The following is a 20385-nucleotide window of genomic DNA, read 5'->3' as shown; positions in this document are numbered from 1 at the left end:
CGGTGCGTTCCGCCCATAATCCCCTTCCCTGGCGGCTGGGATTGGCGGCGGCGGCCGTCCTGCTAGTGGCGGCGATTGCGGCGCTGGCACTGCTGCGCAAGGAAACGGCCCTGCAAATCACCCTGGCCGGCGATCAGGGCTCGCTGCCCGACGGTTTTTACCTCTACCAGCGGCTGGACGAACGGGGGATCCGTATCAAAAGCATCACCCCGGCCAAAGACGGCATGGTCATTTTACTGGAATCGCCGGATCAGGCTCCAGCCGCGCTATCCGCCCTGCGGGATCTCTTGCCCCGCGACTACAGCATATCCCGCAGCCGCCAATATCCACGCTGGATCTGGCTTTACCGCCTTGACCGGAATATGGCCCACCTGGGGTGACGGCGGTCCGTTCCACCGCTTCGTTCCCGTCCCGCGCCAATTTCGGCCGGTATTCAACGCCGATTCAACATGATGAGTTTTGCGGTTTGTTAAATCCGGGGCTACGCTTAAGTATGTGTTAAATATGAGTACATACCGGGCATTTATTCGGCAGAGGTATTCGATGCCAGGGAGGGTTGAGGATTGATGTGGTACGGCGCGATGTTGTTCGCCGCAAATGCCGTGCGGTCTGCGCCGCGCACGCACGATCGTCCGTTGCAGGGAAATTCGTCATCGTCTAAGGAGTAAAACAACATGGTTAAAGATGCCACCTCTGAAAATTTACGCGCTGAGTTGAAATCGCTGGCGGACACCCTGGAAGAGGTCTTGCGCGGGTCTTCGCAAAAATCCAAAGCCGAATTCGAAAACCTGCGCAGCAAAGCGGAAAGCGCATTGAAAGAAACCCGTAGCCGTTTGGGGGAAGGCGGCGAGCGACTGGCTGAACAAACCCGGGTCGTCGCGGAGCGCGCCGATGAATATGTCCATGAAAATCCCTGGACCGGGATCGGTATCGGCGCCCTGGCGGGGTTTGTCCTTGGTGCGCTGATATCGCGGCGGTGATGATGACTGAGCCGCAAAACCAAGGCCCTGGACAGGGCATATTCAATATCGCCCAGCGGATTCTCACGCTGTTGGTGGGCATGGCGGAAACCCGTTTGCGCCTGGCGGTGGCGGAACTGGAGGAAGAAAAGAACAACATCATCCAGATACTGATGATGGCCGGCATTACGCTGTTGCTGGCCGCCTTCGGTCTGATGAGTCTGCTGGTGCTGGTGATTTGGGCCATCGATCCGCAATACCGGTTGACCGCCATCGCCACCACCACCGCCCTGCTGTTCGTGCTGGCGATTATCGGGGCGTTGTGGACGCTTGGCAAAGCACGCAAATCCTCCCTGTTGGGCGCCTCCCGCGAAGAACTGCAAGTCGATCGCAATATTCTGGAGAAAATTCAGGATGAAATTCATCAGGAAGAACAGCGGCGCAAAGACGACCGGAGGCACGACTGATATGCCCCATCACCGGCAGCGCAAGGCTATGCTTATCGCCCGCATCCATCGGCAACGCCAGGAGATGTCCGCGGCGAAGGATCAATGGCTGCACGCCACATCCCGCTTTGACCGTGGCTGGGTGCGCGTGCTGCATTGGCGAAAATACCTGGTGGTCGGTTCCAGTCTGCTGGCGCTGTACAACATCCGCCATCCCAGCCGGATGGTGCGCTGGACCAAGCGGCTGATAAGCGTGATCGGCACGTTGAAATTGCTGCGCTCCACCTTCCAGCTACGGTGACGCCGGGCCGCGGCTCAAGCCCTCGGCGATTTTTCCGCCACCCGCCTAGAGGCGTGGGCGCGGGGCAACGCCTTGAAGGCAATAATCAGTTTTTTTGACAGTAAGCGACAGTTTTACTTGCTATCGCCTTTCACCCGCACCGGATACACTTCCTCCCGTCAGAGAATTCAGGCACCTGAAACCGGTTTTTGCCCGTTCGCTTAAGGCATTGCCTATTTTACCAGCAGGTGCGTCACTTTTCACACCGGGTAGGAAGAAGATGAAAAAATTAGATGATACCGCCATCCTCATTGCGCGGATTCTGATGCCGATATTGTTTATCGTTTCCGGGTTCGGCAAAATCGGCAATTATGCCGGCACGGAGCAATATATGGCATCCATGGGCGTATCGGGATTTTTTCTGCCCTTGACCATTCTGCTGGAATTCGGCGGCGGCCTGGCTATATTGTTCGGTTTCCTGACCCGCACCGTGGCCCTGGTCACCGTGGTATTCGTTTTGCTGACCGCGTTTATCTTTCATAGCGATTTTTCACAAGTCGGTAATCAGATCAATTTTATGAAAAACCTCTCTATTTCCGGCGGCTATCTGCTACTGGGCGTATTGGGCGCCGGTTATTTCAGCATCGACCGGCTACTGAACAAAAAGTGGTAACGCGCCGGCGAACGGGCGTTGAATTATACTCATCCTATCGGGCGCGCACGGCGTCCGTCGCCTGAATAAGGAAACCATTATGGGCCTGCTGGTAGATGGTCAATGGCAAAACCGCTGGTACGATACCCAATCCACCGGCGGCCGGTTCGAACGCTCGATTTCGCAATTTCGCAATTGGATTACGGCCGACGGCGGCCCCGGCCCCACCGGCCGGGACGGTTTCGCGGCACAGGCCGACCGTTATCATCTTTACGTGTCGCTGGCTTGCCCCTGGGCCCACCGGACGCTGCTGATGCGGCACCTGAAAGGATTGCGGCATCTCATACCGGTATCCGTGGTGCATCCGCTGATGCTGGAAAACGGCTGGACCTTCGCCGATGATTTTCCCGCCGCCACCGGCGACCCGCTCTATCGCCACGATTTTCTCTATCAGCTCTACCTGCGGGCGGACAGCGCCTATAGCGGGCGCGTCACGGTACCCGTGCTTTGGGACAAACACCAGCAGACGATTGTCAGTAACGAATCCGCTGATATCATCCGCATGTTCAATTCCGCCTTCGATGTCGCCGGCGCGTTGGCGGGCGATTATTATCCGCCGTCTTTGCGGCCGCGAATCGATGAAATCAACGGCTGGGTGTACGAATACGTAAACAATGGCGTCTACAAGGCCGGCTTCGCCACTTCCCAGGCCGCCTACGACGATGCCGTCGCCGGCGTATTTACGGCGCTGGACCGGCTGGAGGCCCTTCTCGGCCAGCACCGCTACCTGACCGGCGACAGGCTCACGGAGGCGGACTTGCGCTTGTGGACGACGCTTATCCGTTTCGATCCGGTGTATGTCACGCATTTCAAGTGCGATCGCCGCCGAATCAGTGATTATTTGAATTTATCCGGTTTTTTGCGCGATATTTACCAGATGCCGGGTATCGCTGATACGGTGAACTTCGATCATATCCGCCATCATTACTATCGCAGCCACGCCAGCCTCAATCCCCATGGCATTATCTCCATCGGACCGGAACAACATTTGCTCGAACCACACGGACGCGACCACCGTTTCGGCCACGGGCGAGCCGATTGACGCGGCATAGGGACTGCTGGCCCCTAGGCGAACAGGCGCGGAATTTCCCGCAAAAACCAGGATTTGGCCTCGCCCATGCTGTCGCGTCGCCAGGCCATGATAACGTCGCTTTCCATACTGTATTCCGGACTGACCACCCGCAAGCGGCCGGCGGCGATATCCTCCGCCACCAGATCGTAGGGCATGGTGGCGACGCCCAGACCGGCCAGCAGCGCCTGGTGTTTATCGTGCATGGTGCCGACCGTCAGACGCTGTTGCTTGTCGAGCAATTGAACCGTCAGAACCGGGCGTTCGCGGGCGGTATCGGCGATGGCGATGCCCCGGTATTTAACCCGGGTAACCTCTGAAAGCGGCTCGGGTTCCTGGTGGATGGGATGATCCGGGTGAGCCACATACACATTCAGCACGGTGTAAAGCTTGCGGCTGTTGATTTCCGCCGAGGCGCGAAAATGCAAATCCGGCGCGATGACGATATCCGCCCGGCCCTGCTCCAGGCGTTCCCAGGCGCCGGCCAGCACTTCCTTGACAAGGGACACCTGGGTATTGGCCTTAAGGGCCAGTTTATTGATCAGGGGGAAAAATTTTTCGCTGGGCACCAACGCCTCGGTGACCAGCGTGATATGCGTCTCCCAGCCCCGCGCCAGCGCCTCGGCGTCGGCGGTGAGCTTATCCGCCGCCTCCAGCAGGATTCGGCCGCGTTCCAGCAGCATCCGGCCCACATTGGTGAATTTGGTGCGGTGACCTGAGCGATCGAACAACACCACGTCCAGTTCTTCTTCCATCTTCTGCATGGTATAGCTCAAGGCCGAGGGAACCCGCCCCAGCTCGTCGGCGGCCGCGGCGAAACTGCCGCGCCGGTCGATCGCGTCCATGACCCTCAATGCTTCCAGCGTTAGCGCCCGTTCTTTTGCCATCTCAATCACATTCAGAAAATTTGAATATGGCAGCCAGATTAACTTGCTAACAATGCGCCGTCCAGACCCTTACAATCTTAAGAGTGAATTTCGACAGTAAAGTATGACAACTCAATCAACGATAAGAAGCAGAAAGCGCCATGATTACATATAGAACGGCCAAGCAATGCGGCCATGCGGATTACGGTTGGCTGCAGGCGCGCTATACCTTTTCTTTTGGACATTACTTCGATCCCTGCATGCTCGGTTACGCCGCGTTGCGCGTGCTCAATCAGGAAGTGCTGGCACCCGGCGCCGCTTTCCAGCCGCGGACCTATCCACGGGTGGACATCCTCAACCTGATCCTGCAAGGCCAGGCGGAATACCGCGACAGCGAAGGCCATCACACCCTGGCCCGCACCGGCGACGTCATCGTCATTTCCGCCCAGCCCGGCGTCAACTACAGCGAACATAACATCGGCGACACGGCCCTCACCCGGATGCAGCTCTGGCTGGATGCCTGTCCGGGGCGGGATAATCCGGCGATCCAGCGCCTGTCGATCGACGACCGGGCGCAAACGCTGCTGGCTTCCCCCGACGGCTGTTACGGCAGCGCCCAGTTGCGCCAGCAGGCCTGGATTCGGCATATCGCCCTGGACGCCGGACAACGCCTGACCCAGGAGTTAACGGGCGCGCGGGCCTATCTGCAATCCATCCACGGCAGCGCGGATATCGCCGGCCCCGTCGCCAGTCTGGCGTCGCTGACCTGCGGCGACGGCGCGTTTATCCATGACGAGCGGCAAGTGCGGGTGCATGCCCAAACCCCGTTGCGGGCGTTGCTCATTGAGCTTGCAAGTTAAAAAAAACCCCATGCCATGTCGGGCATGGGGTTAACGCAATAGCGGAGATGACCGGTAAGCCGGGTTCTGTCGTGGACAGTCATTCATCTAGGCCAGCGCTCGCGCGCTGGCTCAAGCAGCCTACCCGGGTTCGATACGGGCCGTACCTTATGAACCCCTATTTGGCCTTGCTCCGGGTGGAGTTTACCGTGCCGCAGACTGTTGCCAGCCGCGCGGTGCGCTCTTACCGCACCCTTTCACCCTTACCTGATCCCGCATGGCGGGCCATCGGCGGTTTGCTCTCTGTTGCACTTGTCGTGGACTTACGTCCCCCAGGCGTTACCTGGCACCCTGCCCTATGGAGCCCGGACTTTCCTCCCCATGCCCGTTTTCCCAAGGGAAAACGGCTATGCGGCGACTGTCTGGTCAACTCCGGCGCGGAGTATAAGGGCTTTTGGCTTAATTGTCATCCCCAAGCTGCGCCAAGGCATAGCGGTATAACGCATTTTTTTTCACGCCATGAATTTCCGCCGCCAGCGCGGCGGCCTTGTTCAACGGCAGCGCCTCTTGCAGCAACGCCAAAGTCCGCAAGGCCTCTGGCGGCAGGCTGTCTCGCGCCGGCGTCGCGCCTTCGACAATCAAGACCATTTCGCCCCGGGCGCGATTGTCATCTTCCCGCACCCAGTTCAGTAATTCGCCCACCGGCGCGCCGTAAATGCTCTCCCAGGTTTTAGTCAATTCCCGCGCCAGCACCACGTAGCGCTCCGGTCCCCAGACATCGGCCATATCCTGCAGGCATTCCCGCAGTCGATGGGGGGATTCGTAGAAAATCAGCGTTCGCGGCTCCCGCGCCAGCGCCAGCAATCCATCGCGGCGCGCCTTGCTTTTGGCCGGCAAAAAGCCTTCATAACAGAACCGGTCGGAAGGCAGGCCGGCGGCGGACAGGGCGGTAATGGCGGCGCAAGGCCCCGGCAGGGGCACCACGTTAACGCCGGCCTCGCGGCAACGGCGCACCAGATGGTAGCCCGGATCATTGATAAGCGGCGTGCCGGCATCGGAAACCAGCGCTATACTTTGCCCTTCCAGCAATTTCGCCAGCAGTACATCCGCTTTTTGCTGTTCGTTATGATCGTGTAACGCGAACAAGCGCGCATTTATGGCAAAATGTTGTAACAATAAACCGGTATGACGGGTATCTTCGGCGGCGACCAGATCAACGCCCTGAAGCACCGACAACGCCCGCTGGGTGATGTCTTCCAGATTACCGATGGGAGTCGGTACCACATAAAGCGTTGATGCGGAAATATCCGCTTGTTGGTGTTGATTCATTGTCTCATCCGGATTGCCGATTTAATATTGAGCATCTTGGAAAAACATCACTGGACACAGCATGCCTTCCTCATCTGTTATGGGATTCAAAACAGGACGTCTGTTACCCGCCGTGCTGGCCGCACTGATATTGGCCGCCTGTTCCGGCCAGGCGCCGCAAAGCCCGGCCGGCACCACCGCCATCCAGCCCGGCGCCAACGCCGACTATTACTTACAACAAATGCGACAGGCGGGCAATGATAACAAGACCGCCTACCAATTGCTCGCCATCGGCGCATTAATCAAAGAGGGGCGTCTGGATCAGGCGCAACAGCAACTGGGCGCGCTGCCGCAACAAATCAGCGATGCCCAGCGGCGCGAAAGCCTGCTGCTTTCCGCCGAGCTGGCGGTGGCGCAAAATCGCCCCCAGGACGCGACCAACCTGCTGCAAAAGCTGGACAGCACCCGGCTTAACGCCGATCAACGGGCGCGTTATTATCAGGCGATGATCGCCGCCGGCCAGTCGCAACCCTCCCTGGACCTGGTCCGCGCCTATATCGCCCAGGAGCCGCTGTTGCAAGGCCAGGCTCATCAGCAAAATATCGACCGTACCTGGCAAACGTTGCTGTCTTTGCCGCCCCAGACGCTGAATAACCTCACCATCAACGCCGATGAGAATGTTCTGCAAGGCTGGCTGGATCTGTTGCACGTCTATCAGGACAACAGACAGAATCCCACGCTGCTGCAAGCCGGCATCAAGGACTGGCAGACCCGTTATCCGCATAATCCGGCGGCCAAATCCCTGCCCGCCCAGCTCACCCAGGTGCAGAATTACCAGCCTTCGGCCACCGGGCAAATCGCGTTGTTCCTGCCCATGAGCGGTCAGGCGCTGGTGTTCGCCAACGCCATTGAACAAGGCTTCAACGCCGCGAAAAACGGCGCCTCAGCCATCGGGCAGCCCGCGGGCGGTCCAACCATGGCGAACGGCCTGCCCGTGAACGGTCAAGCCACGGCGAACGGCCTGCCCGTAGACGGTCAAGCCACGGCGAACGGCCTGCCCGTGAACGGTCAAGCCACGGCGAACGGCGAACCGCCGTCCGCCGCCCCCGCGCCCTCGTCGCCGACCGGCCAGACGGATGCGACGGGCCAACCGGCCATCGCCGCCGCGCCCCAGGCCGCCGCCCAAACGCTGTCGGGGACAAGCGGCGGACCGGCGGTGAAAATCTACGATACCGCGTCGCAACCCCTGCCGGCATTGCTGGCCCAGGCGCAACAAGACGGCGCCAAGGTGATTGTCGGTCCGCTGCTCAAGAGCGAGGTGGAGCAGCTTTATACCCGTTCCAGCCCGCTGAACGTTTTGGCGCTCAATCAGCCGGAGAATTTGCAAAACCGGCCGAATATCTGCTACTTCTCGCTTTCGCCCGAGGACGAAGCGCGCGACGCGGCCAATCACATTTTTCGGCAGCACAGACAACAACCCTTGCTGCTGGTGCCTTACGGCTCGCTCGGCGATCGGATCGTTAAAGCCTTCGCCGATGCCTGGACCAAGGCCGGCGGCGGCACGGTGCTGGAACAGCGCATCGGCACGGGAGCCGAACTCAAGCAGGCGCTTAACGGCGGCGGCGGGATCCAGCTTACCGGTCAGCCGGTTCCGACGACGCCGGCCGCCGGCGCGCAGCCGCAGGCGGTCTCGGTTGCCGGACTGACCCTGCCGGCCCCGACCGACGACGCGGCGGTTTCGCCCTCCGCCAGCGGCGGTCCGGTGGACGCGGTTTATATTATCGCGCCGCCGTCCGATCTCGCGCTGATCAAGCCCATGATCGATTTACGGGTCAGTTCTCGGGCGCAGTTGGGCCTGTATGCCAGTTCGCGGAGTTATCAGGCTGATGCCGGGCCGGACTACCGGCTGGAAATGGAAGGGCTGGAGTTCAGCGATATCCCGCTGCTGACGGGGGCCAATCCGGCGCTGATGCAACAGGCGAGCGCCCAGTTCAAAGATGATTACTCGCTGGTGCGGCTGTACGCCATGGGTATGGATGCCTGGACGTTGGCCAATCACTTCTCGGAAATCCGCCAGCTTCCCGGTTATCAGGTGAACGGCGATACCGGCGTGCTGACGGCCGATTCGGATTGCGTTATTCACAGGAAGCTGTCTTGGCTGAAATATCAACAAGGACAACTGGTGCCGGTGTCCTGAGCCGCCGACAATCCGGCGCGCTGGCGGAAGCCCATGCGCGCCGTTATCTGGAACAAGCCGGCCTGCGGTTTGTCGCCGCCAATATGCAGGTTCGCGGCGGCGAAATCGATTTAATCATGCAGGATGATTGTGCCTGGGTGTTCGTCGAAGTGCGTTATCGCCGAAATGGCGACTTTGGCGACGCCGCCGAAAGTATCACGCCGCGTAAACAGCGTCGCTTATTGCGGGCGGCGGCGATTTGGCTGTTGCGCCAGGGCGGCAGTTTTGACACATCCGCTTGCCGTTTCGATGTTCTGGCCATCACCCGTCACCGGATAGAATGGGTGCAGGACGCCTTCGGCGCCTCAGGATAAAGGCGTTTTATTCATCATTTAGATTAGGTTAACGACTGTGCTGGAAAGAATCAAAGGCTGTTTCACGGAAAGCATCCAAACCCAGATCGCGGCGGCCGAAGCGCTGCCGGACGCCATCTCCCGCGCCGCCACCGCGCTGGTTCATACGTTGCTCAATGGCAATAAAATTCTCTGTTGCGGTAACGGAACCTCCGCCGCCAATGCCCAGCATTTCGCCGCCAGTATGATTAACCGCTACGAGACCGAACGCCCCAGTCTGCCCGCCGTGGCGCTAAACGCCGACAGCGTTGTACTGACCGCAATCGCCAACGACAGGCTGCATCAGGAAATCTACGCCAAGCAAGTTCGCGCCCTCGGCCAGGCCGGTGATATTTTGCTCGCCATCTCCATTCGCGGCAACAGCCGTGATATCGTTCAGGCGGTTGAAGCCGCTGTGACCCGGGACATGACCATTATCGCCTTGACAGGTTATGATGGCGGCGAGCTGGCCGGCCTGCTCGGCCCGCAGGATGTGGAAATCCGCATTCCCTCGCACCGCAGCGCGCGCATACAGGAAATGCACATGCTGACGGTGAACTGTTTATGCGATTTAATTGATAATGCATTATTTCCTCACCAGGACGATTAAGGAGCTCAAATGAAGGTGTTTTACCCATTTGTACTACTGTGTACCGCCCTGCTGCTACAGGGATGCCTTGGCGCCGTGGTGGTCGGTAGCGCCGCGGTGGCCACCAAGGCCGCCACGGATCCGCGTACCGTAGGCACCCAGGTCGACGACGGCACGCTGGAAGCACGTGTCAGCAATGCGCTGGGCAAGGATCAGCAATTAAAGAAAGAAACCCGTATATCGGTCACCGCCTATCAAGGCAAAGTCTTGTTGACCGGCCAATCGCCTTCAGATGCGCTGGCGAACCGCGCCAAACAGATCGCCGTCGGCGTTGAGGGCACCAGCGAGGTGTACAACGAAATACGCCGGGGCCAACCCATCAGCATCGGCCGCGCCTCAATGGATACCTGGATTACCACTAAGGTCCGCTCGCAGTTGCTGGCCAGCGATCAGGTGAAATCCTCCAACGTGAAGGTGACGACGGAAAACGGAGAGGTCTTCCTGCTGGGACTGGTTACCGAACAAGAAGGGCGGGCAGCGGCGCAAATCGCCAGCAGGGTCAGCGGCGTGACCCATGTCACTACCGCGTTCACCTATGTGAAATAGACCGTTATCGCCGGTTCATCGCCGCCATGAACCGGCTAGCGCAAATGGTTTTGCCGCAGGAACCCATCGCCGCCCATCTGGCGCATCTGCCGCAAAATCCACTGTTGCCGCATACGAACATAGGCTGAAGGCGCGTCGACGCGATAATGCAGCGGATTGGGCAGCACCGCCGCCAGCAGCGCCGCCTCCGCCGGGGTCAGTCGGCTGGCCGGTTTGTGGAAAAAACGCCGCGCCGCCGCCTCCACGCCGAATGTGCCCCGGCCGAATTCAGCCACATTCAGGTAAACGGTCAGGATCCGCCGTTTGGTCCAAACAGCCTCCAGCGCCAAGGTCAGGCCGGCTTCCAATCCCTTTCTTAGCCAACTCCGCCCATCCCAGAGCAACACATTCTTAGCGGTTTGCTGCGATAGGGTCGAAGCACCGCGAACACGCTGGCTGTGCTCGTTATGCGCGACGGCCGCCTGAATGGCTTCAATGTCGAACCCCCAATGCCAGGGAAATTTCTGATCTTCCGCCGCTATCACCGCCAGGGCCATGGCCGGGGCGATATCATCCATCGCCACCCAATCGGAATGCGCGACATAGTGCGTATCGCCGCGCGACCACGCGCCTATCTGACGCTCCGCCATCACCGCCGAAAAAGGTACCGGCAAGAACGAAAACAGCGCAATGGCCGCCAGCCAGACCGCCGCCAGTACGACGCACCCGCGCAGCAACCAGCGCGATACCCACCGCGCCCAAGACGGTATAAGGCGGAACCGGGGCCTCATTCACACATTTCCAGCACGCGGTTCACCAGTTTGTCGATGCCTTTGGCCAGATCGCAAAGCGAGGTCGCCAGCATATTGCCCGGCGTGGTTATCACCTTGTGCTCGGCGTCAATCACGATATCCTCCACCGGGCACACCACATGAATCGCGCCCATGGCGTCGATAAGCTCCGCCGTGTCGTTATCATTGCCGATAGTCAACCGCAGCGGCACATCCAGAATTTTCGGCAGCAAGGCGGGGGCAATGCAAATAAAGCCCAACGGCTTTCCCTGCTTATGAATTTGGCGGGCCAACTGTCGTAAATCATCATCGACGTCCCCCTCCACCCCCTGTTCGGCGATATCGCTAAAATTGCGGACCGCGCCGGCGCCGCCGGGTACAATCAAGGCGTCCAGTTCATCAGCTCGGGCGGCCGCCAGCGGATGTACCGGGCCATGAGCCAGACGCGCCGATTCCGCAAGCATGCCGCGCGACGCCGTCACCGCATTGCCGGTGATATGATCGATAACCATGGATTGCGGCCGGTCGGGCGCGAAGCAGATCACCTCGGCCCCGGCCCGCTCCAAAGCCAGTTGCGTCAGTACTGTTTCATGGATATCGCTGCCGTCATTGACGCCGCAGCCGCACAGAACCAGGCCCACCCGTTGCATAGATCTACCTTCTGTCATAGGGGTCAAAATATTATTTCTATTGACAAAGTCTATTCTACATCCCAAATTTTAATGGTTCTTGTAACATTATCTCGTTCTTTTGCTATGTTGATACTACCGCTAATCGAATTTTGCACTTGCCGACAATGATGTCCAAGAACGCACGGCGAGAATCAGTTTCCCTGGTGTTGGCGCTATATTCGCGCACCCCGGCTTAGGTCGGGGTCATTTTTTCCCAGCTTGTTCCGCCCAATCCCGCAGCACGTCCACGTCGTTTTGCCACTTGCTTTGCAGTTCGTCCGCCCAGCCGCGCACATGCTTCCGCCAGTCCGGCTCCTGGTCCGCCTGGATGCACTGGGCCACCTGTCGCAAACGCATCAAGCCAATGGAACCGGCGGCGCCTTTGATTTTATGGCCCTCCTCGGCAATAGCCTTGTCATCGCCGGATTGCAAAGCGCTGTCCAGTGCGGCCAAATAGCCTGGCATCATCTTTTCGAACATTTCCAGGTTCTGGGTTATCAACGACGGCCCCACCAATTCCAGATATTGCTCAAGCATGGGGATATCCAGAATGTCCCGTGCGACGGGGTCCGGGGCCGCCGCCGAAGACGCCGCCGGCCGGCCGGCCGGCCGATCCCAGAACTTTTGTATCATGGCGGTGAGCGCCGGTACCGCCAGCGGCTTGCTCAGCACGTCATTCATACCGGCGTCCAGGTACTCCCTTTTGTCTTTCAATACATTGGCGGTCAGGGCAATCAGCGGCGGCAGCGGCCTGTCGCCATAGCGTTGGCGCAACTGGCGGGAAATATCCAGGCCAGTCATATCGGGTAATTGAATGTCCAGCAAGACCAGATCGTATTCGTCGGGATCGAACATGGCCAGCGCATCGCGGCCGTTCATGGCCACATCCACGCTGCTGCCCAGTTTTTCCAGCACAGAGCGCGCCACCACCACGTTGAGTTCAATATCCTCGACCAACAGCACATTCAGCGCCGGCAACGGCAATGCGTCGTCCTGATCCGGTTGTGCCGGCTCCACTTCCGGCGCCACCACTGTCAGGATGAAACAGGAGCCTTTGCCGAGAACGCTTTTGACCCGAATATCGCCGCCCATGGCCTGCGCCAGCCGTTTGGATACCGCCAGGCCGATACCGGTACCGGTGGCCGGTTTGCCGCCTTGCTGGTCCTTGACCTGATAGTACATGGCGAAAATTTTGTTTTGTTCTTCATCGGGAATGCCAATCCCGGAATCCTCCACCTCGAAACAAAGCACATCCCCTTCCTCGCGGCGAACACGCAAAGTAATGCGGCCCTCGCGGGTAAATTTCACCGCATTGCCGATCAGATTCCACAGAATCTGTCGCAACCGGGTGCCATCGGCAAGGATATTGCGCGGCAAGGGATCTTGGGTTTCGGTGACCAATTGCAACCCCTTGGGTTGCACCAGCAGGCCGGACAGATTCTCCAGATCGACCAGGAAGGCGGTAAAGTCCAAAGGCTGGTTGTCCAGTTGAACATGCCGGCGTTCCATTTTATCCATCTCGATAATATCGTTGAAGATATTGCCAAGCGTAATGGCGCTGACATGGATAGTCTTGAGATAATTCAACTGTTCTTTGTCGAGTTCGGTATCCAGCAGGATGCGGCTCAAGCCGACGATGCCGTTTAAGGGCGTGCGCAATTCATGGCTGATGGTAGAGATAAACGTGGTTTTTTCCCGGCTGGCGTTTTCCAGCGCGTCCTGATAGCGCTTGCGCTCAGTGATATCACGGCCGAATCCCATCAGGCCGTGCCGCTTGCCGACCCGATCGTAAAACGGCACCTTGCGCAGTTCAAAACAGGCCCGGCGGCCATCCGGGTAGACCAGCCACTGTTCATAGGTCAATGACACATTGTGCCGGAAGACCTTTTCATCGGTCTCAATCACCTTTTCAGCGGTTTCCGGCGGATAAACGTCCCGCGGCGTCAAGCCGATCAGTTGTTTTTCGCTCTTCCCCACCAGCAGTTCCATCGCCCGGTTGCAGCCGGAAAATTCCTTATTTTCGTTGCGGTAATACACCAGGTCGGGGGACGCGTCCAGAAACGAACGCAGCAGGGAGGATTGCTGTTCCAGTTCAATCTGCGCCTGTTCACGGCGCGCCATTTCCTCGGTCAGTTTGCCCATGGCGCCCCGGCGGGCTTCCTCGGCCTTTCCGCGATCGGCGATTTCCTGATTGAGGTGGGTGATATTATCCTGTAATTGCTGGTTGAGCAGCAGATCGCGATTACGCATCTCCTCAAGCTTGTCCACCAGCCGCGACAGTCGCTGACGCGATTCCTCCAACTGTTCGACCACCACGGATAAGAAATACACCGCCCAGGGCGTGATAAGCAGGCCGAAAAATATGGACCGCACCACATCAATGCTTTCCACTTCGCCGCGCAACAACATGGTAACGGCCATCTGGACTATCATCGCCAACACCACCAGCGCCGATGCCAGCAGCAGCGAGAAGCGCACCAGACCCAGTTTGACCATCAAGTCGACATAGTATTGCGCCAGCAGGCGGATTTGCTTCATAGCGGCTTCCTTGAAAGGGATTGCCAGCAATCATACCGCAAAAAGAGCGATCCTTGCGAAATCCGGGTTATTCCCCCGCGGCCTGGGCCGGCGGGCGGTAAGGAGCGCCAAGCGCCGCGCCCTGCGCCCCCTTGCACAGCAAGTCCTGATAAAGAGCGTTCATACCGCTGAAGGTGTTCTCGCACCACAATGGCGCAAGCAGAGTGGGACGGCGGGCGCTGGCGCAGACCCGATGAAAGATGATCTCCGGCGGCGTGTGGCGGATAAGTTCGCCAGCCAGGTCGGTATAGGCTGGCAGGGTCAACACCGGCAACCGGCCCGCCCGCCAGGCGCGCGCCATAATGCTGCCCTCCACCACCAGTAGCGGGTGCAGTTTCAGCCCGTCCACACCGACTTCCAGCACCTTGGCCAGGGTATCGCGGCATTGGACGCGCCCCTCTCCCGGCAGTCCCATGATCAAATGCGTACATACCGCCAGCCCCCGTTGCCGGGCCTGCCGCGCGGCGTGGCGATAGCAGTCGAAGTCATGACCGCGATTGATCCGGTGCAGCGTTTTATCCTGCGCGGTCTGCAACCCCAGCTCCAGCCATACCTCAAAGCCTTCCTGCCGGTATCCCGCCAGTAAATCCAGTACCGCCGGCGGTACGCAATCCGGACGGGTACCGATACACAGACCAACGATATCCGCCTGCGACAACGCCTGGCGATACAACTGGTCGAGTATCCTCGTTTCTGCATAAGTACTGGTATAAGCCTGGAAATAGGCCAGGTAGCGCGCGGCCCGGTCGATGCGTTTTTTTTGCCCGGCAAACTGTTCGGCCAGGGTCTGGGCGCGGCGGTTTTCATCGGCGAACGCGGCCACATTGCAAAAGGTACAACCGCCCCGTCCCAGGGTGCCGTCGCGATTGGGGCAGCTAAACCCCCCATGCAGCGACAATTTATAGACTTTTTGTCCATATCGCCGTAAAAGATCCGCGCCAAACATATTGACTACCTGCGGTAACTGCATATTCTGTACATCCGGTCCGGTCGAGGCCGCCCATGGTAGTCAAAAACCCCGCCCGGCATGATGATATCGATCAACATCCCTTCCCGCGCGTTTGCCACAAGAATAAATATGCATATTTGACGCAGGATTAATCATATTTACTCGGATTAATAATTCTTATTCCCCCCTGCCTGTTGATTCATATCGTCACTGAAGTGTAAAAAAAGAGACAAAAAGCGTAGAAAATGCACAAATTAGCATAAAATGCTAAAAATTATCTCCGCACTAGCATGGTGCAGAGCTTTTTGCCCTGCACCATAGTGCGACAGCGCATTGACATGGTGGGGCGTATGCCGACGTCGGGTCGGAAGGGGAAGTCACTATTGTGATTGTTTTCAGGTGATTAGTCAGGTTTTGCGGTTTTTTGCATCCATAAGCGGGACATTTGACCTGCGTGCGGTTTCTCGTTAATTTGGAAGGCCGCTGGAAGAATTTCGGGCGGGCTGACGACGCTTCATAATTATGCAATTATGGCGTTTCCTTCTAAAGCATTTCGTTTACCTGTTCGTAACACCGCCACGACGAGGATACCCGCAGAGAGGGACAGCAAAAAACCGAGGCGCCAAAACGCTCGTTTCGCTGCCGCTCAATACCGATACGCCTTTTCGCAGTAGGTTGTAAGAGTTACCTGGAGCCTGGGGAGGTCCATGATATGTTGTACGATGAAACCCAAGAAAAGGACAACTGCGGCTTCGGCCTGATTGCCCATATAGAAGGCGAGCCTAGCCATAAAGTGGTGCGTACTGCTATTCATGCATTGGCCCGTATGCAGCATCGCGGCGCGATCCTGGCCGACGGCAAGACTGGCGACGGTTGCGGCCTTCTGCTGCAAAAACCGGATCGGTTCTATCGCATGGTGGCGCAGGAGCGCGGCTGGCGCCTGGCGAAAAACTATGCGGTGGGCATGATATTCCTGAGTCAGGACCCGGAGGAAGCCAGTGTAAGCCGGCGAATCGTGGAAGAGGAGTTGCAAAACGAAACCCTGTCCATCATCGGCTGGCGCGAGGTGCCCATTAATGCCGACGTGCTGGGGGATATCGCCTTATCATCCCTGCCGCGTATCGAGCAGATTTTCGTCAATGCCCCGGCCGGCTGGCAGCCGCGCGATCTGGAACGGCGCCTGTATGTGGCCCGCCGCCGTATCGAGAAGCGGATCACTGACGACAGCTTCTATGTCTGCAGCCTGTCGAATCTGGTTACCGTCTACAAAGGCCTGTGCATGCCGGCGGATCTCCCGCGGTTCTATCTGGATCTGGCGGATCTGCGGCTGGAATCGGCCATCTGCCTGTTCCACCAGCGCTTCTCCACCAATACCGTGCCCCGCTGGCCCCTGGCGCAACCTTTCCGCTATTTGGCCCATAACGGTGAAATCAACACCATTACCGGCAATCGGCAATGGGCGCGGGCCCGCGCCTATAAACTCAAAACGCCGCTTATCCCCGATTTGCAGGACGCCTCGCCGTTTGTCAACGAGACCGGATCGGACTCCAGCTCGCTGGATAATATGCTTGAGCTGTTCTTGAACGGCGGGATGGATCTTATCCGCGCCATGCGCCTGCTGGTGCCGCCGGCCTGGCAGAACAATCCCAATATGGATCCGGAACTGCGGGCCTTTTTCGATTTCAACTCCATGCACATGGAGCCGTGGGACGGGCCGGCCGGCCTGGTCATGTCCGACGGCCGCTTCGCCGCCTGCAACCTGGATCGCAACGGCCTGCGTCCGGCCCGCTACGTTATCACCACCGACAAGCTTATCACCTGCGCCTCGGAAGTGGGTATCTGGGACTACCAGCCGGACGAAGTGGTGGAAAAAGGCCGGGTTGGTCCCGGCGAGCTGATGGTTATCGATACCCGCGCGGGACGTATCCTGCATTCGGCGGAAACCGACAATGACCTCAAAAGCCGCCACCCGTACAAAGAGTGGATGGAAAAGAACGTCCGGCGTCTGACGCCGTTCGAAGAGCTTGCCGACGACCAGGTGGGCTATCGCGACCTGGACGATACCCGGCTGGCCAGCTATCAAAAACAGTTCGGCTATTCCAACGAAGAACTGGACGCCGTGTTGCGCGTGCTGGGAGAAAATGGCCAGGAAGCCACCGGATCCATGGGGGACGATACGCCGTTCGCCGTGCTCTCCAGCCGCCCGCGGGTGATTTACGATTACTTCCGCCAGCAATTCGCCCAGGTCACCAATCCGCCCATCGACTCGTTGCGCGAGGCACACGTCATGTCGCTGGCGACTTGCATCGGCCGGGAAATGAATGTCTTTTGCGAAGCGGAAGGCCAGGCTTATCGGCTGGCGTTTAAATCCCCCGTTTTGCTGTATTCCGACTTTACCCAACTGACCACCCGGGAAGAGAGCCATTATCGCGCCGACAAGCTGGATATTACCTACGAACCGGCCGAGGAGGACATGCGCAAGGCGCTGTTGCGCATGTGCGACGACGCGGTGGAAAAGGTCCGCGGCGGGACGGTGCTGCTGGTGCTAAGCGACAGGGCTATCGCCCCCGGCCGCCTGCCGATCCCGGCGCCAATGGCGGTAGGGGCGATCCACACCCGGCTGGTGGAGAAAAACCTGCGCTGCGACGCCAACCTCATCGTCGAAACCGCCAGCGCGCGCGATCCGCATCACTACGCGGTACTGATAGGTTTCGGCGCGACGGCCATTTATCCCTACCTGGCCTATGAAACCCTGGCGGCCATGGTGGACAGCGGCACCATCGAGAAAGACTACCGCACCGTGATGCTGAACTACCGTAACGGCATCAACAAAGGCCTGTACAAGATCATGTCCAAGATGGGCATCTCTACCGTGGCCTCATACCGGTGTTCCAAACTGTTCGAGGCGGTGGGCCTGCATCGCGAGTTAACCGATGTGTGCTTTCAGGGGGTCGCCAGCCGGATTGGCGGCGCCAATTTCAGCGATTTCGAGCAGGATTTGCTTAATCTGTCGAAACGCGCCTGGCTGCAACGCAAACCGCTGGATCAGGGCGGCCTGCTGAAATACGTCCATGGCGGCGAATACCACGCTTATAACCCGGATGTGGTAAAAGCATTGCAGCATGCGGTACGCAGCGGCGATTACCATGATTACCAACAGTACGCCAAGCTGGTGAACGAACGTCCGGTGACCACGTTGCGCGATCTGCTGGCCATTAAACCCAATGGTCAGGCGGTGGCGCTGGACCAGGTGGAGCCGGCGGAAAACCTGTTCAAACGGTTCGATACCGCCGCGATGTCCATCGGCGCCCTGAGTCCGGAGGCGCACGAGTCCCTGGCTCAGGCCATGAACGGGCTGGGGGGCTTTTCCAATTCCGGCGAAGGAGGCGAGGATCCCGCCCGCTACGGCACCAATAAGGTTTCGCGCATCAAGCAGGTGGCTTCCGGCCGTTTCGGCGTGACGCCGGCCTATCTGGTGAACGCCGATGTCATCCAAATCAAAGTCGCCCAGGGCGCCAAGCCCGGCGAGGGCGGCCAGTTGCCCGGCGACAAAGTCACGCCGTATATCGCCCGGCTGCGTTATTCGGTTCCCGGCGTGACATTGATTTCGCCGCCGCCCCATCACGACATCTATTCCATCGAAGACCTGGCGCAACTGATTTTCGACCTCAAACAGGTCAATCCAAAGGCCCTGGTCTCGGTGAAATTGGTTTCCGAGCCCGGCGTGGGCACCATCGCCACCGGAGTGGCGAAGGCTTATGCCGATCTTATCACCATCGCCGGCTACGACGGCGGTACCGGAGCCAGCCCGTTGTCGTCGGTAAAATACGCCGGCTGCCCCTGGGAACTGGGTCTGGTGGAAACCCAACAGGCGTTGGTGGCCAACGGTCTGCGCCATAAAATCCGGCTACAGGTGGACGGCGGTCTGAAAACCGGCCAGGACATCGTCAAGGCCGCGATCCTTGGGGCGGAAAGCTTCGGTTTCGGTACCGGCCCCATGGTGGCGTTGGGCTGCAAATACCTGCGCATCTGCCATTTGAACAACTGCGCCACCGGCGTGGCGACCCAGGATGAAAAACTGCGGCGCGACCATTACCGCGGGCTGCCCGAGCTGGTGGCGCATTACTTCCGCTTTATCGCCCGGGAGACCCGGGAAATCATGGCGGAGCTTGGCGTCACCCGTTTGGTGGATCTTATCGGCCGCACTGATTTGCTACAGGCGCTGGATGGCATTTCCGCCCGCCAGCAGAAACTGGATCTGTCGCCGCTGCTGCAAACCGCGACGCCGCATCCGGGCAAAGCGCCCTACTGCACGGAACCGAGTAATCCGCCATTTGATAAAGGGCTGATGAACGCGACGCTGCTGGAGCAAGCCACTCCTTATGTGCAAGCGCGGCAAAGCAAGACGTTCTACCACGATATCCATAATACCGATCGTTCGGTGGGCGCCACCCTGTCCGGCGCGATAGCCGCCCGTCATGGCGATCAGGGCCTGTCCGCCGATCCGATCAAGGCCTTCTTCACCGGCACCGCCGGCCAGAGCTTCGGCGTATGGAACGCCGGCGGCGTGGAACTGACATTGACCGGCGACGCCAATGACTATGTGGGCAAGGGCATGGCGGGCGGCAGCATCGTTATCCGTCCGCCGGTAGGTTCGGCGTTCCGCAGTCATGAAGGCACCATCATCGGCAATACCTGTCTTTACGGCGCCACCGGCGGCAAACTGTTCGCCGCCGGCCGGGCCGGAGAACGTTTCGCCGTGCGCAATTCGGGCGCTATCACCGTGGTGGAAGGCATCGGTGATAACGGTTGCGAATACATGACCGGCGGCATCGTTTGCGTGCTGGGCCGTACCGGCGTCAACTTCGGCGCCGGCATGACCGGCGGGTTCGCCTATGTGCTGGATGAAAGCGGCGATTTCCGCAAACGCGTCAATACCGAGCTGGTGGAGGTGCTGGATGTGGATCAACTGGCCATCCATGAAGAACATTTGCGCGGCCTGATTACCGAGCATGTGCATCTGACGGGTTCGAACCGCGGGGAGGAAATCCTGGCGGACTGGCCGGCCTGGGCATCCAGGTTTACCCTGGTCAAACCGAAGTCGAGCGATGTCAAAGCGTTGCTGGGTCACCGTAGCCGTTCCGCGGCGGAGCTACGCGTACAAGCGCAGTAAGAG

At 59.1% G+C, this 20385-nt stretch carries 18 protein-coding genes and 1 other RNA gene; 12 read left to right on the top strand and 7 right to left on the bottom strand.

Going from position 1 to position 20385, the window contains the following annotated elements; translation table 11 throughout:
- Positions 1-2 precede the first annotated feature (2 nt).
- From mzrA to FCN80_RS08245, 6 genes are all read left to right on the top strand, one after another.
- Positions 3-380: an EnvZ/OmpR regulon moderator MzrA gene (gene mzrA, locus FCN80_RS08270; RefSeq protein WP_136989685.1), complete on the top strand. Its 378-nt coding sequence runs from the start codon at positions 3-5 to the stop codon at positions 378-380.
- Positions 381-674: 294 nt separating this feature from the next.
- Positions 675-980, top strand: a complete 306-nt coding sequence (locus FCN80_RS08265) for an ElaB/YgaM/YqjD family protein (protein WP_136989684.1) — start codon at positions 675-677, stop codon at positions 978-980.
- Entirely contained in the window at positions 980-1426 is a 447-nt protein-coding gene (locus FCN80_RS08260) for a phage holin family protein (protein ID WP_136989683.1), read from the top strand. Before FCN80_RS08265 ends, FCN80_RS08260 begins: the two co-directional genes overlap by 1 nt.
- Before the next feature lies 1 nt (position 1427).
- Positions 1428-1706, top strand: coding sequence for a YqjK-like family protein (locus FCN80_RS08255; RefSeq protein ID WP_136989682.1), 279 nt, complete (start codon positions 1428-1430; stop codon positions 1704-1706).
- Between the two features lie 259 nt (positions 1707-1965).
- Positions 1966-2358, top strand: a complete 393-nt coding sequence (locus FCN80_RS08250) for a DoxX family protein (RefSeq protein WP_136989681.1) — start codon at positions 1966-1968, stop codon at positions 2356-2358.
- A gap of 79 nt (positions 2359-2437) precedes the next feature.
- Positions 2438-3439, top strand: a complete 1002-nt coding sequence (locus FCN80_RS08245; RefSeq protein WP_136989680.1) for a glutathione S-transferase family protein — start codon at positions 2438-2440, stop codon at positions 3437-3439.
- A gap of 23 nt (positions 3440-3462) precedes the next feature.
- Here the strand turns inward: FCN80_RS08245 and FCN80_RS08240 are convergent, their stop codons facing one another.
- The gene (locus FCN80_RS08240; RefSeq protein WP_136989679.1) at positions 3463-4353 is read right to left on the bottom strand and encodes a LysR family transcriptional regulator; all 891 of its coding nucleotides are present in this window, start codon (positions 4351-4353) and stop codon (positions 3463-3465) included.
- Between the two features lie 140 nt (positions 4354-4493).
- Between FCN80_RS08240 and FCN80_RS08235 the strand changes: the two genes are divergently transcribed.
- Positions 4494-5192: a pirin family protein gene (locus tag FCN80_RS08235; RefSeq protein ID WP_136989678.1), complete on the top strand. Its 699-nt coding sequence runs from the start codon at positions 4494-4496 to the stop codon at positions 5190-5192.
- A 39-nt stretch (positions 5193-5231) separates the two neighbouring features.
- Here FCN80_RS08235 and rnpB read toward each other — a convergent pair.
- Positions 5232-5605, bottom strand: an RNA gene (gene rnpB / locus FCN80_RS08230) — RNase P RNA component class A.
- 25 nt (positions 5606-5630) lie between these two features.
- On the bottom strand, positions 5631-6500 hold the full coding sequence (rsmI, locus tag FCN80_RS08225; RefSeq protein ID WP_136989677.1) for a 16S rRNA (cytidine(1402)-2'-O)-methyltransferase: 870 nt from the start codon (positions 6498-6500) through the stop codon (positions 5631-5633).
- 61 nt (positions 6501-6561) lie between these two features.
- On the opposite strand from rsmI, the gene FCN80_RS08220 reads away from it, so the two are divergent.
- Genes FCN80_RS08220 through dolP form a run of 4 tightly spaced genes read left to right on the top strand, consistent with a single transcriptional unit; the run spans position 6562 to position 10242 of the window.
- Positions 6562-8676, top strand: coding sequence for a penicillin-binding protein activator (locus tag FCN80_RS08220; protein ID WP_136989676.1), 2115 nt, complete (start codon positions 6562-6564; stop codon positions 8674-8676).
- Positions 8634-9029 (top strand): YraN family protein, encoded by a 396-nt coding sequence (locus tag FCN80_RS08215; RefSeq protein WP_136989675.1) that lies wholly within the window; start codon positions 8634-8636, stop codon positions 9027-9029. The genes FCN80_RS08220 and FCN80_RS08215 overlap by 43 nt, the downstream gene beginning before the upstream one ends.
- Before the next feature lie 37 nt (positions 9030-9066).
- A complete protein-coding gene (diaA, locus tag FCN80_RS08210; RefSeq protein ID WP_136989674.1) occupies positions 9067-9657 on the top strand; it encodes a DnaA initiator-associating protein DiaA in 591 nt (196 codons plus the stop codon).
- Between the two features lie 9 nt (positions 9658-9666).
- Entirely contained in the window at positions 9667-10242 is a 576-nt protein-coding gene (dolP, locus tag FCN80_RS08205; RefSeq protein ID WP_136989673.1) for a division/outer membrane stress-associated lipid-binding lipoprotein, read from the top strand.
- A 35-nt stretch (positions 10243-10277) separates the two neighbouring features.
- Here dolP and mtgA read toward each other — a convergent pair whose 3' ends face one another.
- The 4 genes from mtgA to mnmL form a co-directional block, all read right to left on the bottom strand.
- Positions 10278-11012 carry a monofunctional biosynthetic peptidoglycan transglycosylase gene (mtgA, locus tag FCN80_RS08200; protein WP_136989672.1) on the bottom strand — a complete coding sequence of 245 codons (735 nt, stop codon included), beginning with the start codon at positions 11010-11012 and terminating at the stop codon, positions 10278-10280.
- The gene (gene elbB / locus FCN80_RS08195; protein WP_136989671.1) at positions 11009-11662 is read right to left on the bottom strand and encodes an isoprenoid biosynthesis glyoxalase ElbB; all 654 of its coding nucleotides are present in this window, start codon (positions 11660-11662) and stop codon (positions 11009-11011) included. Before elbB ends, mtgA begins: the two co-directional genes overlap by 4 nt.
- 225 nt (positions 11663-11887) lie before the next feature.
- Positions 11888-14221 (bottom strand): aerobic respiration two-component sensor histidine kinase ArcB, encoded by a 2334-nt coding sequence (arcB, locus tag FCN80_RS08190; RefSeq protein WP_136989670.1) that lies wholly within the window; start codon positions 14219-14221, stop codon positions 11888-11890.
- A gap of 67 nt (positions 14222-14288) precedes the next feature.
- Positions 14289-15230, bottom strand: a complete 942-nt coding sequence (mnmL, locus tag FCN80_RS08185) for a tRNA modification radical SAM protein MnmL/YtqA (RefSeq protein ID WP_136989669.1) — start codon at positions 15228-15230, stop codon at positions 14289-14291.
- A 691-nt stretch (positions 15231-15921) separates the two neighbouring features.
- Here mnmL and gltB point away from each other — a divergent pair.
- Positions 15922-20382, top strand: coding sequence for a glutamate synthase large subunit (gene gltB, locus FCN80_RS08180; RefSeq protein ID WP_136989668.1), 4461 nt, complete (start codon positions 15922-15924; stop codon positions 20380-20382).
- Positions 20383-20385: the final 3 nt, after the last annotated feature.

Source organism: Martelella alba, assembly GCF_005217455.1.
GTDB lineage: Bacteria > Pseudomonadota > Gammaproteobacteria > Enterobacterales > Enterobacteriaceae > Acerihabitans.
This window is presented reverse-complemented; position numbering and strand designations above follow the sequence as displayed.